This is a genomic window from Mucilaginibacter pallidiroseus (assembly GCF_007846085.1).
In the GTDB taxonomy this organism is placed as follows: domain Bacteria; phylum Bacteroidota; class Bacteroidia; order Sphingobacteriales; family Sphingobacteriaceae; genus Mucilaginibacter; species Mucilaginibacter pallidiroseus.
In genome coordinates this window covers 14,001-31,260 of the sequence record NZ_VOEJ01000006.1, presented here as the reverse complement: position 1 = coordinate 31,260, position 17,260 = coordinate 14,001, and the positions used below count along the sequence as shown (strand labels likewise).

Below are 17,260 nucleotides of genomic sequence, written 5' to 3'. Positions count from 1 at the left end.
CAGTCAAAAAATTCAAAATTCTGCAAAACGACTAATTTATACAGCACATTGTAGTTAAGTACAGTACTCATTAATAGTCATAACAGTATCATGAAGGCTCAAAAACATAATTTTTGAGCCTTTTTCGTGCAGTTTGTTTAACAACCCATGCATTTATTAAAACAATTTTGCAGAGGTTGTAATGTTTGGCACTGATTTGGAATAATAATTATCAAACAGCGTAAAAATGGTAATCGTAAAGAAAGCTACACAAGAGGGTGAAAAAGATTGGGAAAACCCAACCGCTCCCGAAAAAATCTCTGACGCGAGAGATGATGAACAAATGGAAAGGCAACATCAAGAAGCAAAACGCAGACACGATAACCTAACCGAAAATCAAGAAGAACAAAAAGATCAACAAGACTAAAAATATAACTTAACTAAAGACATTTGAATATGAAAACTTACCAAAAACCAGCAACAAGCAAATTAGTAGCACGTTTCGACAAAATGTTAATGGAACTGTTAATGAGCGACCTTAAAGCGGTAAAAGCTGCAAAACAACTTAACGCAGCTGCTTAGTAATTAAACTTAAACAATACTCACAACTAAAACATCTACCTATGAAAACTTACAATAAAATAGCTACCAGCAAATTAGTTGCCCGTTTTGATCAAGAATTGAAAGACTTGTTAATGAATGACCTGAAAGCTTTTAGGGAGAAAACACAGTTTGTGAGCAACAATAATAAACAAGCTATACAGAGCGGTTTAAAAGCTGCTTAAAGCATACGCACATCACATCTATTCTATAATAAACATTACACCTTTGAGAACGGATAGGGCTTTACAAATTGTAAAGCCTTATTTTTTTGATGCGTATTTGATGATTAGTGCTGCTGTTTTTTGTGATGCCCCGGGTGCGCCCATTTTTTGGTCGAGCTCATCATAATTATCAAGCATCGTTTTGCGGTAATCTCCCTTGTTTAGTAGATTATTTAACTCCTTTCCGATTTGTACCGGGTTGCAGTCCTGCTGTATCAGCTCCTTTACCACCAATTTGTCCATAATCAAATTCACCAATGATATAAACCTGATCTTGATCAGCATACGGGCAATAGTTATAGTAACCGGGCTACCTTTGTAAACAACTACCTGGGGCACATTGAATAAAGCTGTCTCTAATGTTGCCGTGCCCGACGCTACTATGGCAGCTTCGGCATTATGCAACAGATCGTAAGTGGCCCCAAAAACAATGGAAATATCTTTACCGAGTATATATTCCTGGTAGTAGTCTGCGTTAAACGATGGTGCAACGGCGATAACAAAATGGTATGACGGATATACGTCTGTTACGGCAACCATATCGGGCATTAATCGGCTTATCTCCTGCTTACGGCTACCGGGCAGTAGTGCTATCAATTTTTTCCCACCCAGGTTATTCTTTTCTATAAAAGTACTGTCCGGCTTAAATGCATCTACTGCATCTAACAATGGGTTGCCCACATAATCGATATCCATACCCCAGCTTTTATAAAAATCCACCTCAAAAGGCAGGATACAAAAAAGATGGTTGACAACGCGCTTTATTTTGAGCACACGCTTTTGGTTCCATGCCCATACTTTTGGTGATATGTAATAGCATACCAGAAACCCCTTGCTTTTTGCAAACTCAGCTATTTTTAAATTAAATCCGGGGAAATCTATCAATATCAAAACATCGGGCTGCCATTCGAGAACATCCTTTTTGCATGCCTTCATGTTTTGCAATATGGGGCGCAGGTTGAGGACCACTTCCAAGAAGCCCATGTAAGCCATATCAGCATAGTGCTTAACCAGGGTACCACCTTCGGCTTGCATAAGGTCGCCGCCAAAAAAGCGAAAATCGGCCTGGTTATCCAGCTCTTTTAGCGCCTTCATCAGGTTTGCCCCATGCAAATCGCCAGAGGCCTCGCCGGCTACCAGGTAATACTTCATTTACTTAAAAGTGTATCTTAAATATAAACACCACCAGCATAAAGGCAAAGGTAGTCATCATCACCCCTTTAGCTGTGTTATCTTTATCTACCTTGAGCAGGTATCGCATTAGTAATAAATTAAGCAGGGCTGCGATAAGGTAAGGCACGCCAGGTTTGTTCATGATAATAGCATCGTTTTGCAAAATATAATCAAACACAAACCATGAAAGGACCGGCAACACAGCACCTGCAACCAAGCCAAGGCCTACACTATCTCTATTGAACATCAAATTTCCAGCTATTTAGTACAGATACGGCATGGTGGGCCGTCATATCAAACTGAACCGGCACTACAGATGCATACCCATGATCAAGCGCCCAAACATCCGTATCCTCACCTTTATCGTTATTTTGAAAAACACCCGTTAACCAATAGTAAGGGCGTTTATATGGGTCCATACGCTCATCAAATTCTTCGGCCCATTTAGCATTGGCCTGGCGGCAAATTTTAATGCCTTTTATCTTATCGCCAACCGGGAAATTAACGTTAAGCACCGTGCCAATTGGCAGACCGTTGTTAAGTACCTGCACAGCAATTTCCTTTACAAACTTTATGCATGGCTCAAAATCAGCCTCCATGGTATAATCATCCAGCGAAAAGCCCACAGAGGGTATACTTTCTATACCGCCCTCAACAGCTGCCGACATAGTACCGGAGTACAATACGTTTATAGAGTTGTTGAGCCCATGATTAATGCCCGACACACACAAATCAGGTTTTTGACCTTTGAATATTTTGGTTACAGCAAGCTTTACACAGTCTACCGGGGTACCGCTGCAGCGGTATGTTTCAATACCGTCGTAAAGTTCAATCCTATCTAAACGCAGCGGTTTGCCAATAGTAATGGCGTGGCCCATACCAGATTGCGGGCTATCCGGCGCTACAACCACTACGCGGCCAAGATCTTTCATGGCATGCATAAGGGCCTTGATACCCGGCGCTGTTATTCCGTCATCGTTTACTACAAGTATAGTAGGTTGTTTGGCTTTTATCATTGGGGCAAAAATAGCTATTTTGAGGGGTAGGTTTATAGAATTATTGTAGTGAGCATCCGTACAAGTGGATAGATTCTTCGCTATGCTTAAAATGACAGGATTTTTTATAAATAGAAAAGACCCCGGTTTGGGGCCTATCTTTATAAGTATCAATCAGAATTAATATCTGATTACAGGTTACTGATCAACCGACTATAAGCTTTTCAGCCAGTCGATAACACCTTCACGGGTTTTACCGGTTTTTTGCTGTATACGGCCCAGGGTTTCATCGTCTTTACCTTCTTCGTGTTTCAAATCGTCGTCGGTAATGTCAGCATATGCCTGTTTAATTTTACCTTTCAGCTCGTTCCAGCCACCTTTTAATTCTAACTTATCCATTTTTGTTTCTCCTTAAATTTAGATGTATTATAGAAACAGCACATGCCGCGTTTGGTTTCAAATAATTATTTGCGCAGCAATGGATATTTAAGGCACCAAACACAAGGCCGGGTTGTTGTATCCCGGCTTCTATTAATATGTTCTGACTTTATTTACAAAGCTCCCGCCTTGATCTCCTCAACCACACCTGGATCCAGCAGCGTTGACGTGTCACCAAGGTTTGAGGTGTCTCCTTCGGCAATCTTCCTGAGGATGCGGCGCATGATCTTACCCGACCGTGTTTTAGGCAAGCCCGATACAAATTGAATTTTATCGGGCTTTGCAATCGGACCAATAATGCGGGATACCGTCATGATGATGTCTTTGCGGGTAATATCCTCATTGCCATGTTTATCCGGGCTTACCACAAAGGCGTAAACACCTTGGCCCTTTATATCATGCGGGTAGCCAACTACGGCACTTTCAACAACACTACTGTGCATGTTCAGTGCGTTCTCTACCTCGGCGGTGCCAATGCGGTGGCCAGATACATTTAACACATCATCTACCCTGCCGGTGATGCGATAGTAACCATCCTCGTCTCGCAAAACACCATCGCCGGTAAAGTACATATTTTCATACGTAGCAAAGTAGGTTTGCCGGCAGCGTTCGTGATCGCCGTATGTTGTGCGCAATATACCCGGCCACGGGAACTTGATACATAAGTTTCCGCTTACGCCGTTACCTTCAATTTCTTTACCGTTTTCATCAACCAAAACCGTTTGCACACCTGGCAAAGGCAGGCTGGCATAACCCGGCTTAAGCGGTGTTACGTTGGCAATAGGCGATATCATAAAACCGCCTGTTTCGGTCTGCCACCAGGTATCAACAATAGGGCATTTGCCTTTGCCTATCTTATCGTTAAACCAGTGCCAGGCTTCCTCGTTAAGCGGTTCGCCTACCGAGCCTAGCTTTGTTAGCGAGCTTAGGTCTTTTCCCTTCAAAATATCGTCGCCAAAGCTCATCAGTGAGCGTATGGCAGTTGGCGCGGTATAAAATATGTTTACTTTAAATTTATCTACAATATCCCAAAAGCGGCCCGCATCCGGGTAGGTTGGTATCCCTTCAAACATTACCACTGTAGCCCCTTGGGTAAGCGGGCCGTAAGCAATATATGAGTGCCCGGTTATCCAGCCAATATCGGCCGTGCAAAAGTAAACCTCGCCCGGTTGGTATTGAAAAGCATTGGCGAATGTATAGCCCGCATAAACCATGTAACCACCGCAGGTATGCACCACACCTTTTGGCTTGCCCGTTGAGCCGGATGTATAAAGGATGAATAGCATGTCCTCAGTATCCATTTCTTCGGCGGGGCAATCCGGGTTACCCTGGGTTTCCACCTTTTTAACCTCATCTTCCCACCAAACATCACGGCCCTTTATCATGGATACCGGCGTGTGGCTGCGCGTAAGTACAATTACCCTTTTAATGCTTGGGCATTGTACCAAAGCATCATCAATTACAGACTTAAGCGGAACATTCTTATTACCGCGCTCGGCACCATCTGCTGTTATTACAATATTACATTCGGCATCCTTGATCCTGTCAGCAATAGATTGCGCCGAGAACCCGCCAAACACTACCGAGTGCACTGCGCCCAAGCGCGCGCAGGCTAAAACGGCGATGGCCAGCTCGGGCACCATTGGCATATATATACATATACGGTCGCCTTTTTTTGCTCCATTGTTTTTTAATACATTGGCAAACTGGCAAACCTTATCATGCAGTTGCTTATAAGTAAGTATACGGTGGTTTTCAGACGGGTCATTCGGTTCCCAGATAATAGCTGGGGTGTCGGCATTATTTTCCAGGTGGCGGTCAAGGCAGTTTTCGGTTATGTTTAGTTTCGCACCTTTAAACCACTCAACTTTTGGTTCGGTAAAGTTCCACTCCAAAACCTTATCCCACTTTTTGCGCCATTTAAAATTTTCGGCTATTTCTGCCCAAAAAGCTTCAGGCTCTTCCACGCTTTTACGGTATACCTGCTGGTACTCGTCAAATGTTTTTACTTGCATATTAAGGATATAATGGTGGCGTAAATTAGTAATTTATGCGTTATGTGTAAATTAATTTTGAAATGACCGTATGCAATGCAGCTCTCTTTTTGTTTGAAGGAATAACATAAATTATGCAGTGACTGTTATTGGATTACACATTCGACCCTGATTTTAGCACGAGATCAAAAAAACTTGAAAAATTAGCACAAACAGTATTGCGTTTATCACTTAAATGTCTGATATTTGCAAACTCTTTTTAGGAGAAGAGCGAGATATTAAAAAACAATTGTCATGTCAAGAATTTGTGATCTAACAGGAAAAGGCTACATGAACGGTAATAACGTTTCTAACTCAAACGCTAAAACCAAACGTAAGTTCTATCCAAACCTAAAACTTAAAAAGTTTTACATTCCTGAGGAAGATAAATGGATTACTTTAAAAGTATCTACTTCTGCCGTTAAAACTATCAGCAAAAACGGAATCAGCGCTTGTATCAATAAATTTGTAAAAAAAGGATACATTTAATAGTGAATGGTTTTTAAGTGAATAGGAGTACTATTTACTTGGTTAAACTATCACATAAAAATATATAAAGATGGCTAAAAAAGGTAACAGGGTTCAGGTAATATTGGAGTGCACAGAGCACAAAACCAGCGGCATGCCAGGTATGTCTCGTTATATTACCACCAAAAACAAAAAGAATACTACAGAGCGTTTGGAGTTGAAGAAATTTAACCCTGTATTGCGCAAAGTAACAGTTCACAAAGAGATTAAATAATTTTGTTGACACGCGGTTGTTTTGGCGATGTGATATCGTTATAATAACTTTACAACATTAAAAACATAAAAACATGGCAAAGAAAGTAGTTGCAACCCTTAAAACAGGTAAAGGTAAAGAGTTTTCAAAAGTTATTACCATGACTAAGTCGCCTCGTACCGGTGCTTACTCATTCAAAGAGCAAATCGTTCCTAACGATAACGTTAAAGATGCTATTGCAGGTAAACTGTAATCACTTTTGATAAATATATAAAAGCCGTCTTGTTGATAACGAGAGGGCTTTTTTTGTTATAATTCATCTGAATCAGAATTTGCAGGATTAGAGAATTTACAGAATCCTTTAAGCCCTGTGTTTTGAGTCAGATACAATTCTGAGAATCCTAAAATTCTGTAAATTCTGATCACTCATGGGATTATTCGATTTTTTTAAAAAGAAAGAAAACACTCAGCAAGAGCAGCAGGCACTTGATACCGGGCTTGAGAAGACCAAGGATAGCTTTTTTTCGAAGCTCACTAAAGCAGTTGCCGGTAAATCAACCGTTGATGATGATGTGCTTGACGAACTTGAAGAAGTTTTAGTAACATCTGACGTTGGTGTGAGCACCACGCTTAAAATTATTGAGCGTATAGAGGCCCGCGTTGCCCGCGATAAATATGTAAGCACGTCCGAGCTTAACAACCTGCTAAAGGACGAGATACAAAAGCTGCTTGCCGAAAACAACAGCAACGATTTCCGCACGTTTGAGTACGGCACACATAAGCCTTATGTTATAATGGTTGTTGGCGTTAACGGCGTTGGCAAAACCACCACTATTGGCAAACTGGCACACAAGCTAAAACAGGCGGGCAACCAGGTGGTGCTGGGCGCTGCGGACACCTTCCGCGCTGCAGCTGTTGATCAAATAAAACTTTGGGGCGAGCGTGTTGGTGTTAAAGTGGTAGCCCAGGCAATGGGCAGCGACCCGGCTTCTGTAGCTTATGACACCTTACGCTCTGCCGTGGCAAATGGAGATGATGTGGCAATTATTGATACTGCCGGTCGTTTACATAATAAGGTGGGGCTAATGAACGAGCTTACCAAAATTAAAAATGTGATGCAAAAGGTTATACCCGGCGCACCGCATGAAATTTTGTTGGTTCTTGATGCTTCTACAGGGCAGAATGCTATTGAGCAGTGCAAGCAGTTTACCGAGGCTACCAACGTAAATGCGTTAGCTCTTACCAAATTGGATGGCACGGCCAAAGGCGGCGTTGTTATAGGTATATCTGATCAGTTTAAGATACCCGTTAAATATATAGGTGTTGGCGAAGGCATGGACCACCTCCAGCTTTTTGACCGCACAGACTTTGTAAATAGTTTGTTTAATAACTGATTTTATTGATTGTTGATCGATTCCACCGATTGCATGGAAAATTTCGAACACGATGCCTTAACTCAGAAAATAATTGGATGTTGTTTTCAAGTACACACGGCATTGGGCCCAGGTTTTAATGAAAAGATATATGCTAGGGCACTTCAACATCAGCTAAAAAGCCGGGCGTTAAAGTTTGAGGCAGAGAAAGAGTTTAGCGTTTACTTCGACGAACAATTTTTAGGCAAATTTAGATGTGATTTGTTTGTAGAAGATTTAGTTATTGTAGAGTTAAAATCAGTTACAGGTTTTATACCAAAGCTATTTCATAATCAGGTACTATCTTACTTAAGGGCAAGCAAAGTTAAAACAGGCCTTCTTATCAATTTCGGTAATGAAAGCTGTGAGGTAAAAAGAATATCATACTAAGCATTTCACTAACAATTATCAGTGGAATCAAAATTTATACAATGAAAGTACGAAGTCAATCAGTGAAATCAGTGATTAAACCACGTGTAAACGTAGTTACGCTTGGATGTTCAAAAAATATATATGATAGCGAAGTGCTGATGGGGCAGCTCAAAGGCAACGCTTATGATGTAGTGCATGAGGCTGATAAGGTTGGCAAAAACGATATCGTAGTTATTAATACCTGTGGCTTTATCGACAATGCCAAGCAGGAATCTATCGATACTATATTGCAATACAGTGAGCTTAAAGAACAAGGTAAAGTAGGCAAAGTAATTGTTACCGGTTGCCTTAGCGAGCGTTACAAGCCCGAGCTTGAGGCAGAGATAACCAATGTTGATGCTTACTTCGGCACAAATGATTTGCAAAACATTCTCACAAATATAGGTGCTGATTATCGCCACGAACTGATTGGCGAACGCTTACTCACAACACCTTCGCATTTTGCATATTTTAAAATTGCGGAGGGTTGCAACCGCCCCTGCTCTTTTTGCGCTATCCCATTGATGCGTGGTAAGCACGTAAGTACACCGATTGATCAGTTGGTTAAAAATGCCGAAAGCCTGGTGGCCAACGGAACAAAAGAATTAATACTGATTGCGCAGGATTTAACTTATTACGGCCTGGACTTGTATGGCAAACGCAACCTCGACGAGTTGTTACGACGCCTGAGCGATGTAAATGGTGTAGAATGGATCCGTATGCAATACGCCTACCCTTCAGGTTTCCCGATGGAAGTGCTTGATGTGATGAACGAGCGTGATAACATTTGCAAGTACCTGGATATGCCTTTACAGCACATTACAGATAATATGCTAAAATCTATGCGCCGTGGCTTAACCAAGCAAAAAACCATTGATGTGGTTAACGAGATACGCGACCGTGTACCAAACATAGCCATGCGCACCACGCTGATTACCGGTTATCCTGGTGAAACCCAGCAGGACTTTGAAGAAATGGCGCAATGGGTTGAGGATACCAGGTTTGACCGCTTGGGTTGCTTTACCTACTCACACGAGGAGAAAACCCACGCCCATACACTCATCGATGATGTGCCCGAAGAAGTGAAACAGGAACGTGCCGATGCGATCATGGAGATACAGCAAGGCATCTCCTTCGAAAAAAACCAAGAAAAAATCGGGAATACCTACAAGGTGTTGATTGACAAGAAAGACGGCAACTACTTTGTAGGCCGTACCGAATATGACTCGCCCGAAGTTGACAACGAAGTGCTGATTGATGCCAGCATAAACTATGCAGCAGTGGGCAGTTTTGTTAACGTAAAAATTAACAGCGCCGAAGACTTTGACCTTTATGGACAAATTGTAAAATAGGAAAGAAGTAAATTTTAAAAGTAAAAAGCTCAACCAGTTGGTTGAGCTTTTTTTTATTAGCTACTTCATAATCATTGTGTTTATGAAGTCCGAAAATGGCGCCTCATAGTAAGCCGTTTTAATAGAATAATCCTCAGTTTCCGGGTTAGCAGGCATCCCGAATCTTACTACATCTACACCATCAACTGTCTGAGAATTCAGCGGAAAAATTTCGTTCCTTTTACTAAATATTGACTTGTTCATTACATCAGTCAAAGCTTTTAAAAATACATCACCCGTTGCTTCATTGAAACTATCAATAGCAGATATAAAAACAGATCCATTATTGTATGATTTTATATTGATATTTTTTCCGCTTTTATTATTTAGCTTATTTATAATATCTTGAAATTCTTTCTCTTTAAAAATTATAAAATTTGCATAAAAGGTGTTTGTGTAGCCCTCTTTAATATGTGGGTATTTATAAAAGCCAGAAATTTTTCGATAAATAAAGGCGTGGTATTTTTGACCTTTGTGGGTAAATACGGCCCATCTGACAAACTTGGGAATCCCCCCATCGCCATCCCATTTTCCGGTTGCTGGGACAAAAATCCAAGACTTTACATTAGGAATATCTTGAGAAACACTATCTAATTTGAGCAAGGCGGCATCTACCCGGCTTTGAGAATGAGCGTGCTTAGATATAATGGCAAGGAGTAATAAAAAAAAGAATGTAAAAGAAAATTTCATGTGAAATGGTTTAAGGGCTTAAAGCTAATGTTCTCAATTTATTTTTCAAAAGTCTTTATGGACAAATTGTAAAATAAAACCCTTTAAGGTTGCACCATGTTGTTAATAGGATTTTAACATCTAAATTCGGCACTCACTATTAAACGGGTTTGACGTATTTTCGCTTCAGACTTTAATATTGATATTACAATATGGATGCAGCCTGTATCGACTATAAAGACACCGGATACTTTTCGCAAACGGTAATTGATTACCTTGACGATGTGCCGGAGCTTAAATCTTTTTACAGCCATCGCCCTACCATGCAGGGCTTTGCCGATCTGTTCAAACATAAAAAGGTAGTTGCTAACCGCCCGCTACTAACCCAGGTATTAAACGAACAGTATTTTGGTAATACAGGCCATCCGGAGTTGGATTCGGCAGCAATTATTAAACAAAATATCGATCTGCTGTCGTCTGATGATACCTTTACAATTACTACAGGCCATCAGCTTAATATATTTACAGGTCCGCTTTATTTCATTTATAAGATTGTTACCGCCATTAAGCTGGCTGGCCAATTGAAGGAAAACTTCCCGGATAAAAACTTTGTGCCTGTTTACTGGATGGCGTCAGAAGATCACGACTTTGCCGAGATCAACTACACCAACATAGGCGGTAAAAAAGTACACTGGTGGTACGAAGCTTCCGGTGCTACGGGTCGTATCAACCCGGATACCATGCGCCAGGCCATCAACCAATACAAGGGTGTTTTAGGTATCGACGGCTACTCGGAAGAGTTGGGCGAAATGGTTGAAACCGCCTATACCAAATTTGAGAAACTGGCCGATGCTACCCGCTACCTTGTTAACGCCATATTTGGCCGCTATGGTTTGGTAATTATTGATGCCGACGACCATCGCCTCAAACAAGAGTTTGCCCCTATTATGGAGCGCGACATTATTGAGCAGAATAGCTTTAAAAATATATCTGCTGTAAATGCGCAATTGCAAAACCTTGGCGTGCACATACAGGTAAACCCACGCGAAATAAACTTTTTTTACCTGAAGGATAACCTGCGCGAACGCTTGGTTTTCGAGAACGACCGTTACCTGGTAATGAATACCGATATAAGCTTTAGCGAAGCTGAATTGAAGCAGGAAATAGCAAGTACGCCCGAACGATTTAGCCCCAACGTTGTTATGCGCCCGCTTTACCAGGAATGCATTTTACCCAACATTGCCTACATAGGCGGTGGTGCCGAGGTGGTTTACTGGCTGGAACTGAAATCCAATTTCGATCAATATGGTATTGATTTTCCAATCCTGATACTTCGTAATTCTGGTTTGGTAATAAAAAAAGAAACTGCTGCAAAAATCAACAGTATGGAGCTTAGCCCTGCCGATATCTTTAAAAGCACGGATGAGATCAAGAATGCCTGGGTAAAAAAGCATAGCGATCACGACCTTACACTTACCGAAGAGTGGCGCGAATTTGAACGCACATTTGAGAAGATTAAATTGCGAGCACATAAAATCGACAGCACACTTAGCGTATCTGCCATGGCTGTGCAGGCTCGCCTGAAGCATGCCTTGGATAACTTCGAAAAAAAGCTGGTAAAAGCCGAGAAACGCAATTATGAAACCCGCCTGGAGCAAATAGAACAAATTAAACAGGACATATTCCCCAAAAATAGCTTGCAGGAACGCAGTGAAAATTTCGGCCTGAGCTACGTTAAATGGGGCCATTTATTTATAGATGAACTCATCCGCAACTTTGAGCCGCTTGATTTTAAGTTTACAGTGTTGACGGAGTAAGTTCCTGTTTTGTTTTATTCACATTTGGCCTCGTTTTATATAAATCTACTGTCATGCTGAGGAACGAAGCATCTTTTATACATTAATTTCCCTAAAATTTGGCGATATTGTAATAATCTAAATCAATGCAATTCCCATGAATAGAAATCTAAAATTTGCCTTATGGCTGATTATTTGCTTTATTAGCTTTCAAGCTAAAGCACAGAATGGAGAAAAAAACGCATACACTATTGAAGGGAAAATCAGAGGTATAAACTCTGGAAAAATTTATCACCTTGGCTATGATTCCAAACCTATAGACAGCGCGGAAATTCTTAATGGAAAATTTACAATAAGCGGCAATTCAGGAGCACAAGAACGAAAACCTTTTATGATTAAACCAGGAAACTGGACTTTCCAGGTTTTTATAGATGCCCCTCACAGCACGTTGGAAATCGATACCACAGGTGCTCAGTATCAGTTAGCAGATGGTAAAGATTATCCAATAATCTGGCATATTACCCAAACCGGGTCACCAATGGCTGACGTTTACGAACGCTATTTAAAGGAAACGGGATTGATTGAGTTCTTTATTCTAACCAAAAATATGAGGTTGGCAAAAAAGGATTCTGCAGCAAAAATCATTAAACAAATCGACTCATTACGCAACGTACTGCCTCAAAATGTGAAGCATTGGACAGAAAACTTTATCAGCCAGAACTCTGCCTCTGTTGGTGGTATTTATGTGTTTGCGGATTTTTATCGTGAAGCAGGTGAGCGTTCGGCATCTTATTTAGCGCCAAAATTGGCTCAATTCACCGGTCCGGCTAAGGCTTCATTATATTATCAGCGGCTGAATACTGAGTTGTCAAAACTGGAACAACTTCAGGCTGGTAAACGGGCGCCGGACTTTACCTTATTGAAAAGGAATAAACAAAACCTAAAATTATCTTCCACCCGAGGATCTTTGGTGTTACTCGATTTTTGGGCGAGTTGGTGCAAACCCTGCCGCGCAAATATCCCCGACATGAAAAGGCTATACGCCAAATACCATCCTAAAGGACTGGAGGTCGTAGGCATATCAGGCGATGCAAAGTGGGATAACTGGACAAAAGCCCTTGATATAGAAAAAATGCCATGGCCGCAGGTTATTGATAAAAATTATAAGATTGATTCAAAAAACAGCGCAAGCGAACTTTATCATGTACAAGCTTTTCCCTACTACGTGCTCATTAATCAGAAAGGAGAGATTATACTAACGTCAGACAACGAAAAATTAATCGCCGACAAAGTAGAAAATATATTGAAGTAGACGGGATCAAAAGTATTCGAATATACCATTTACGTCTTCTCACCCACGACGATTTCTATGTTCTGTGACAATTTAAGTTACAATTGATCAATTCAGATTTTCACTATAGCAGACTCAGTCATCCATATCCTTTCTGTTGCGATCTGTCTAAAGGCTCTATTTTGTAGTTTAAATAACAAAACTTATATCATCATGCCAATCCCCCAGTCCACCCTCCGCACATTTACACAAAATATATTCCTGTGTATAGGCTGCAGTGATGCACACGCCGTTTTGGCGGCGGATGTTTTGTTGAAGTCGGACCTTAGGGGCATCGAATCGCATGGTGTGGCGCGGCTTAGCGGCTATGTGCGGCTGTGGGAGAAGCAGCGCATCAACCCTACTCCTAACATCCAAATCGTACATGAAACGGCTACAACAGCGACCGTCGATGGCGATGCAGGGCTTGGGCTTGTGGTAGCGCCGTTTGCCATGCAGGTGGCAATGGAGAAGGCCGAAAAATATGGCTCCGGCTGGGTATCGGTACGCAACTCCAACCATTTTGGTATTGCAGGTTACCACGCGCTTATGGCTGTAGAAAAGGATATGATAGGCTTTGCCATGACAAACGCAAGCCCTTTGGTTGCGCCAACATTTTCTAACGAACGTTTATTGGGTACAAACCCTATGTGTTATGCATTCCCTGCGGGGAATTATCCGACTGTAGTTGTGGATATGGCTACATCGGCAGCGGCCAATGGCAAACTGGAGATAGCACAGCGCAAAGGCGAGCAAGTGCCTGAAGGCTGGATACAGGACCAGCAGGGCAACTATACCACCAACCCACACGCCTTAAAAGCAGGTGGCGCACTGTTACCCCTGGGCAGCGATCGCGAGCATGGCAGCCACAAAGGGTTCGGGCTTTCGGCAACTGTAGATATTTTATCTGGCGTATTATCCGGTGCAGGCTTTGGGCCCTGGGTGCCCCTTTTGTATCGTTTTTGGAGCCGCCCGCAAACTCGCCCGGCAAGGGCATCGGCCATTTCTTAGGTGCCATGCGTGTAGATGGCTTCAGGCCGGTTGCTGACTTTAAGGCCGACATGGACGCATGGATCAGCCGATTTAAATCTGCCACCACAATCGACCCTGCGCAAAAGATGATCATCCCCGGCGAGCCTGAGTTAGCAGCAGAGGAGTATCATCTGCAAAACGGCATCACATTACAGCAGGCCGTTATTGAAGACCTGAATGAACTCGCCGAGAAATTCGGTCTGGCCCTCTCAGCGAGGGTTAAACGGCCGGTGCAAGGGTAAACAAAAACTTATAATACTTGCGGTAGGCGTAAATCAACACAATGTTTAAAACAGCATTGTAGCTCCGAGTGGCAGCAGCGGTTTACCCAAAAACAAATCAAACAGAAATATATTGAGTGTAACCGGTAACAGGCCCGCCACAAACATAGCAGTATAACGGTTAATGATTAGGCCAAGCCCGCCGGCAATTTCAATTATTTTAAGAATCGGGAAAAAATACTCGGCACGGGTAAGTCCGTTAAGATAAGTGTCGGCCTGCCGGTTTAGTCCGGGAAGGTTTAATAACGAATCGAAATGAAGGAAGAAATCGAGGCCGAAAATCAGGAAAATAAGGCCAAGCAGCATGCGGGAGGTCAACGCGATAGCTTTCATGTAATAAAGGTGTTTTAGGGGTCAACTTAGGTATTGCAACTGTAGCAATAAAATAAAGTTACGTTCACAGTTTCAATAAACCAAACACATAAACCGTTCGTTATCAATTTTATATGAACATTAAAAAAATAACGCTTGGTGCGGGCTGCTTTTGGTGTACCGAGGCTGTGTTTCAGTCGCTTAAAGGTGTATTGTCTGTTACATCGGGTTATATGGGCGGCCACAAACAAAGCCCAACTTATGATGAAGTATGTATGGGAAAAACCGGCCATGCCGAAGTAACGCAAATTGAATTTGATGCCGACGAAATTAGCCTAGACGATTTACTGCTTATATTTTTTAAAACGCATGACCCTACAACTTTAAACAAACAAGGTAATGATGTGGGCAACCAGTATCGCTCGGCCATCTTTTACCATAACCCGGAGCAGCAACGCCATGCAGAGGCGATGATCAGAAAACTGACTGAGGAAAAAGTATTCGATCAACCTATCGTTACCGAAATTACACCTGCTGGTGATTTTTACAAGGCAGAAGAAAATCACCAAAACTACTACACCGATAACCAGATGAAGCCTTACTGCGTTTTTGTGATACAGCCTAAATTAACTAAGTTCGCTAAAACATTTACGGCGCAAATAAAGCCGGAGTTATTATAACAATACAGCCCCAATGAAAAAGTCAGTATTAGTTTTAGCCGTTACTGGAGGCCTGTTTTTGGCAGCCTGCTCATCTACCAAACCTGTTGCAAATACAAACCCATCTATCACCAATGGCGGCAAATTATGGGCTTCAATTTGGCAGCAACGGTCGGCAGAATATAAGGCGCTTTGCTACCAGGCTTACAATATAGCCAAATTACGGTTGGATGAAGCTTTAAAAAACCCGGGGCAAAAACCCCTTGCCGTAGTTACAGATATTGACGAAACCGTGCTTGATAACAGCCCTTATGACGCCATGCGTGCGTCTGCTAATCTTGACTTTGATGCAAAAACATGGAAAGCATGGACAGCAAAAGCCGAAGCAGACACCGTACCCGGAGCGCCGGCATTTTTTAAGTATGCAGCATCAAAAGGTGTTACCGTATTTTATATAACCAACCGCGACGAGGATGAACGTGCTGCGACGCTAAAAAACCTGCAAAAGTATAATTTACCTAACGCCGATAACGAGCACCTGCAGTTGCGCCAAACAACATCAAGCAAGGAAAGTCGCCGTTTACAGGTACTTAAAACGCATAATATCGTATTACTTTGCGGCGATAACCTGCCGGACTTTGACATGCTGTATGAAAATAAGCCAGCCGAAGGAAAACGGAACGATGTTACTGTGCAGCTACGCGAACAGTTTGGTAAAAAGTTTATAGTTCTGCCAAACCCTGCATACGGCGACTTTGAAAGCGCGTTATTTAACTTCAACTACAAGCTTACCCAAGCACAAAAGGACAGTATTATCAATAGTAAGGTTAAAACAGATAAGCAATAAAATACTATTCTACCAACAATCCACCACCTATGATTATCCTCGAAAATGAATTTTTAAAGGCTGCTATTGATCCTAAAGGAGCGCAGCTATCCTCGTTAATAGATAAAGCAACCGGCTTTGAGCAAATGTGGCAGGCCAACCCCGATGTTTGGGCTTACCACGCACCTAACCTTTTCCCTATAGTTGGCCAGCTTAACAATGACGAGCTGATAGTTGACGGGCAAAAGTACCCTATGAAAAGGCACGGCTTTGCACGCCAAACCGATTTTATAACGGTTGATGCAGACGATGCACATGCCAGCTTCTCGTTACCATACTCGCCACTAACGCTTGAGGTCTATCCTTATAAATTTGATTTCCAGGTTTTGTATATGCTGATAGACAATGCCTTGCGCGTAACGTACAAGGTTATTAACCGCGATGATAAACGCGTTTACTTTTCTGTAGGCGGGCATCCTGCGTTTAACGTGCCGTTTAATGAAGGCGAAAAGTTTGAAGACTATTATTTAAAGTTTGAGATGCAGGAAGAACTGCATACACATTTGCTATCCGCCCAGGGTACATTTACAGGCGAAACTCACCCGGTGCCAACGCTCGACAAAAAGCTTCACTTAACAGCAGACTTATTTGCAGCTGATGCATTGGTTTTTAAAAATATCAGATCGAGGATGGTAACAATAAAAAGCGATAAGCACGACAGGACACTTTCTGTAGAGTTTCCGCATTTTAACTATCTGGGATTATGGAATAAGCCAGGTGCAAACTTTTTATGCATCGAACCATGGTTGGGCTGTGCCGACAGCGCATCAGGCCCAACGGATATTTCAGCAAAAGAGGCTATACAAAAGGTTGATGTGGGCCATGTTTTCGAGGCATCGTATTACATCAGCATTTAAGCCAGGTTGTTTTTTAACTTTTTTAAAACATTTACGTTGGTTTAATGATTAATTGATGAAA

The 17,260-nt window shown here is 42.0% G+C and carries 21 protein-coding genes and 1 pseudogene; 15 read left to right on the top strand and 7 right to left on the bottom strand.

Going from position 1 to position 17,260, the window contains the following annotated elements; genetic code table 11:
* The first annotated feature begins 226 nt into the window (after positions 1 to 226).
* Genes FPZ43_RS12860 through FPZ43_RS19310 form a run of 3 tightly spaced genes read left to right on the top strand, consistent with a single transcriptional unit; the run spans position 227 to position 764 of the window.
* Positions 227 to 406, top strand: coding sequence for a hypothetical protein (locus FPZ43_RS12860; protein ID WP_146382337.1), 180 nt, complete (start codon positions 227 to 229; stop codon positions 404 to 406).
* 29 nt (positions 407 to 435) lie between these two features.
* Positions 436 to 561: a hypothetical protein gene (locus tag FPZ43_RS19560; protein ID WP_261381084.1), complete on the top strand. Its 126-nt coding sequence runs from the start codon at positions 436 to 438 to the stop codon at positions 559 to 561.
* 41 nt (positions 562 to 602) lie between these two features.
* On the top strand, positions 603 to 764 hold the full coding sequence (locus FPZ43_RS19310) for a hypothetical protein (protein ID WP_186461835.1): 162 nt from the start codon (positions 603 to 605) through the stop codon (positions 762 to 764).
* 78 nt (positions 765 to 842) lie between these two features.
* Here FPZ43_RS19310 and lpxB read toward each other — a convergent pair whose 3' ends face one another.
* The 5 genes from lpxB to acs form a co-directional block, all read right to left on the bottom strand.
* A complete protein-coding gene (lpxB, locus tag FPZ43_RS12855; RefSeq protein ID WP_146382336.1) occupies positions 843 to 1,955 on the bottom strand; it encodes a lipid-A-disaccharide synthase in 1,113 nt (370 codons plus the stop codon).
* A gap of 4 nt (positions 1,956 to 1,959) precedes the next feature.
* The gene (locus tag FPZ43_RS12850; protein WP_146382335.1) at positions 1,960 to 2,223 is read right to left on the bottom strand and encodes a hypothetical protein; all 264 of its coding nucleotides are present in this window, start codon (positions 2,221 to 2,223) and stop codon (positions 1,960 to 1,962) included.
* Complete coding sequence (surE, locus tag FPZ43_RS12845; RefSeq protein ID WP_146382334.1) at positions 2,213 to 2,992, bottom strand: 5'/3'-nucleotidase SurE; 780 nt, start codon at positions 2,990 to 2,992, stop codon at positions 2,213 to 2,215. The genes FPZ43_RS12850 and surE overlap by 11 nt, the downstream gene beginning before the upstream one ends.
* 192 nt (positions 2,993 to 3,184) lie before the next feature.
* Positions 3,185 to 3,370, bottom strand: a complete 186-nt coding sequence (locus FPZ43_RS12840) for a CsbD family protein (protein ID WP_146382333.1) — start codon at positions 3,368 to 3,370, stop codon at positions 3,185 to 3,187.
* A 152-nt stretch (positions 3,371 to 3,522) separates the two neighbouring features.
* Positions 3,523 to 5,424, bottom strand: a complete 1,902-nt coding sequence (acs, locus tag FPZ43_RS12835) for an acetate--CoA ligase (RefSeq protein ID WP_146382332.1) — start codon at positions 5,422 to 5,424, stop codon at positions 3,523 to 3,525.
* 273 nt (positions 5,425 to 5,697) lie between these two features.
* On the opposite strand from acs, the gene rpmB reads away from it, so the two are divergent.
* The 6 genes from rpmB (at position 5,698) to rimO (ending at position 9,338) form a co-directional block, all read left to right on the top strand.
* Entirely contained in the window at positions 5,698 to 5,931 is a 234-nt protein-coding gene (gene rpmB, locus FPZ43_RS12830) for a 50S ribosomal protein L28 (RefSeq protein ID WP_146382331.1), read from the top strand.
* Positions 5,932 to 6,001: 70 nt separating this feature from the next.
* Positions 6,002 to 6,184, top strand: a complete 183-nt coding sequence (gene rpmG, locus FPZ43_RS12825) for a 50S ribosomal protein L33 (protein ID WP_022830075.1) — start codon at positions 6,002 to 6,004, stop codon at positions 6,182 to 6,184.
* A 73-nt stretch (positions 6,185 to 6,257) separates the two neighbouring features.
* Complete coding sequence (locus FPZ43_RS12820; RefSeq protein WP_146382330.1) at positions 6,258 to 6,416, top strand: DUF4295 domain-containing protein; 159 nt, start codon at positions 6,258 to 6,260, stop codon at positions 6,414 to 6,416.
* 175 nt (positions 6,417 to 6,591) lie between these two features.
* On the top strand, positions 6,592 to 7,557 hold the full coding sequence (gene ftsY, locus FPZ43_RS12815; RefSeq protein WP_146382329.1) for a signal recognition particle-docking protein FtsY: 966 nt from the start codon (positions 6,592 to 6,594) through the stop codon (positions 7,555 to 7,557).
* A 33-nt stretch (positions 7,558 to 7,590) separates the two neighbouring features.
* On the top strand, positions 7,591 to 7,965 hold the full coding sequence (locus FPZ43_RS12810; RefSeq protein WP_146382328.1) for a GxxExxY protein: 375 nt from the start codon (positions 7,591 to 7,593) through the stop codon (positions 7,963 to 7,965).
* Positions 7,966 to 8,006: 41 nt separating this feature from the next.
* Positions 8,007 to 9,338, top strand: a complete 1,332-nt coding sequence (gene rimO, locus FPZ43_RS12805; RefSeq protein WP_146382327.1) for a 30S ribosomal protein S12 methylthiotransferase RimO — start codon at positions 8,007 to 8,009, stop codon at positions 9,336 to 9,338.
* 60 nt (positions 9,339 to 9,398) lie between these two features.
* Here rimO and FPZ43_RS12800 read toward each other — a convergent pair whose 3' ends face one another.
* Positions 9,399 to 10,067, bottom strand: a complete 669-nt coding sequence (locus tag FPZ43_RS12800) for a hypothetical protein (protein WP_146382326.1) — start codon at positions 10,065 to 10,067, stop codon at positions 9,399 to 9,401.
* 191 nt (positions 10,068 to 10,258) lie between these two features.
* Between FPZ43_RS12800 and bshC the strand changes: the two genes are divergently transcribed.
* From bshC to FPZ43_RS12785, 3 genes and pseudogenes are all read left to right on the top strand, one after another.
* On the top strand, positions 10,259 to 11,863 hold the full coding sequence (bshC, locus tag FPZ43_RS12795; RefSeq protein ID WP_146382325.1) for a bacillithiol biosynthesis cysteine-adding enzyme BshC: 1,605 nt from the start codon (positions 10,259 to 10,261) through the stop codon (positions 11,861 to 11,863).
* A gap of 136 nt (positions 11,864 to 11,999) precedes the next feature.
* Positions 12,000 to 13,154, top strand: coding sequence for a TlpA disulfide reductase family protein (locus tag FPZ43_RS12790; RefSeq protein WP_146382324.1), 1,155 nt, complete (start codon positions 12,000 to 12,002; stop codon positions 13,152 to 13,154).
* A 192-nt stretch (positions 13,155 to 13,346) separates the two neighbouring features.
* Positions 13,347 to 14,446 (top strand): annotated as a pseudogene (locus FPZ43_RS12785) (Ldh family oxidoreductase).
* A 45-nt stretch (positions 14,447 to 14,491) separates the two neighbouring features.
* Here the strand turns inward: FPZ43_RS12785 and FPZ43_RS12780 are convergent.
* On the bottom strand, positions 14,492 to 14,818 hold the full coding sequence (locus FPZ43_RS12780; RefSeq protein WP_146382323.1) for a DoxX family membrane protein: 327 nt from the start codon (positions 14,816 to 14,818) through the stop codon (positions 14,492 to 14,494).
* Between the two features lie 113 nt (positions 14,819 to 14,931).
* Here FPZ43_RS12780 and msrA point away from each other — a divergent pair, with 113 nt between their 5' ends.
* From msrA to FPZ43_RS12765, 3 genes are read left to right on the top strand one after another with little or no spacing between them, the layout of a single operon-like run.
* Complete coding sequence (gene msrA, locus FPZ43_RS12775) at positions 14,932 to 15,477, top strand: peptide-methionine (S)-S-oxide reductase MsrA (protein ID WP_146382322.1); 546 nt, start codon at positions 14,932 to 14,934, stop codon at positions 15,475 to 15,477.
* Between the two features lie 13 nt (positions 15,478 to 15,490).
* Entirely contained in the window at positions 15,491 to 16,303 is an 813-nt protein-coding gene (locus FPZ43_RS12770; protein ID WP_146382321.1) for a 5'-nucleotidase, lipoprotein e(P4) family, read from the top strand.
* Positions 16,304 to 16,332: 29 nt separating this feature from the next.
* Positions 16,333 to 17,199 (top strand): aldose 1-epimerase family protein, encoded by an 867-nt coding sequence (locus tag FPZ43_RS12765; RefSeq protein WP_146382320.1) that lies wholly within the window; start codon positions 16,333 to 16,335, stop codon positions 17,197 to 17,199.
* Positions 17,200 to 17,260: the final 61 nt, after the last annotated feature.

Excerpts from the sequence above, each read along its gene's own strand:
- FPZ43_RS12860 (WP_146382337.1), top strand. The coding sequence starts at position 227 with ATGGTAATCGTAAAGAAAGCTACACAAGAGGGTGAAAAAGATTGGGAA.
- FPZ43_RS19560 (WP_261381084.1), top strand. The coding sequence starts at position 436 with ATGAAAACTTACCAAAAACCAGCAACAAGCAAATTAGTAGCACGTTTC.
- FPZ43_RS19310 (WP_186461835.1), top strand. The coding sequence starts at position 603 with ATGAAAACTTACAATAAAATAGCTACCAGCAAATTAGTTGCCCGTTTT.
- lpxB (WP_146382336.1), bottom strand. The coding sequence starts at position 1,955 with ATGAAGTATTACCTGGTAGCCGGCGAGGCCTCTGGCGATTTGCATGGG.
- FPZ43_RS12850 (WP_146382335.1), bottom strand. The coding sequence starts at position 2,223 with ATGTTCAATAGAGATAGTGTAGGCCTTGGCTTGGTTGCAGGTGCTGTG.
- surE (WP_146382334.1), bottom strand. The coding sequence starts at position 2,992 with ATGATAAAAGCCAAACAACCTACTATACTTGTAGTAAACGATGACGGA.
- FPZ43_RS12840 (WP_146382333.1), bottom strand. The coding sequence starts at position 3,370 with ATGGATAAGTTAGAATTAAAAGGTGGCTGGAACGAGCTGAAAGGTAAA.
- acs (WP_146382332.1), bottom strand. The coding sequence starts at position 5,424 with ATGCAAGTAAAAACATTTGACGAGTACCAGCAGGTATACCGTAAAAGC.
- rpmB (WP_146382331.1), top strand. The coding sequence starts at position 5,698 with ATGTCAAGAATTTGTGATCTAACAGGAAAAGGCTACATGAACGGTAAT.
- rpmG (WP_022830075.1), top strand. The coding sequence starts at position 6,002 with ATGGCTAAAAAAGGTAACAGGGTTCAGGTAATATTGGAGTGCACAGAG.
- FPZ43_RS12820 (WP_146382330.1), top strand. The coding sequence starts at position 6,258 with ATGGCAAAGAAAGTAGTTGCAACCCTTAAAACAGGTAAAGGTAAAGAG.
- ftsY (WP_146382329.1), top strand. The coding sequence starts at position 6,592 with ATGGGATTATTCGATTTTTTTAAAAAGAAAGAAAACACTCAGCAAGAG.
- FPZ43_RS12810 (WP_146382328.1), top strand. The coding sequence starts at position 7,591 with ATGGAAAATTTCGAACACGATGCCTTAACTCAGAAAATAATTGGATGT.
- rimO (WP_146382327.1), top strand. The coding sequence starts at position 8,007 with ATGAAAGTACGAAGTCAATCAGTGAAATCAGTGATTAAACCACGTGTA.
- FPZ43_RS12800 (WP_146382326.1), bottom strand. The coding sequence starts at position 10,067 with ATGAAATTTTCTTTTACATTCTTTTTTTTATTACTCCTTGCCATTATA.
- bshC (WP_146382325.1), top strand. The coding sequence starts at position 10,259 with ATGGATGCAGCCTGTATCGACTATAAAGACACCGGATACTTTTCGCAA.
- FPZ43_RS12790 (WP_146382324.1), top strand. The coding sequence starts at position 12,000 with ATGAATAGAAATCTAAAATTTGCCTTATGGCTGATTATTTGCTTTATT.
- FPZ43_RS12780 (WP_146382323.1), bottom strand. The coding sequence starts at position 14,818 with ATGAAAGCTATCGCGTTGACCTCCCGCATGCTGCTTGGCCTTATTTTC.
- msrA (WP_146382322.1), top strand. The coding sequence starts at position 14,932 with ATGAACATTAAAAAAATAACGCTTGGTGCGGGCTGCTTTTGGTGTACC.
- FPZ43_RS12770 (WP_146382321.1), top strand. The coding sequence starts at position 15,491 with ATGAAAAAGTCAGTATTAGTTTTAGCCGTTACTGGAGGCCTGTTTTTG.
- FPZ43_RS12765 (WP_146382320.1), top strand. The coding sequence starts at position 16,333 with ATGATTATCCTCGAAAATGAATTTTTAAAGGCTGCTATTGATCCTAAA.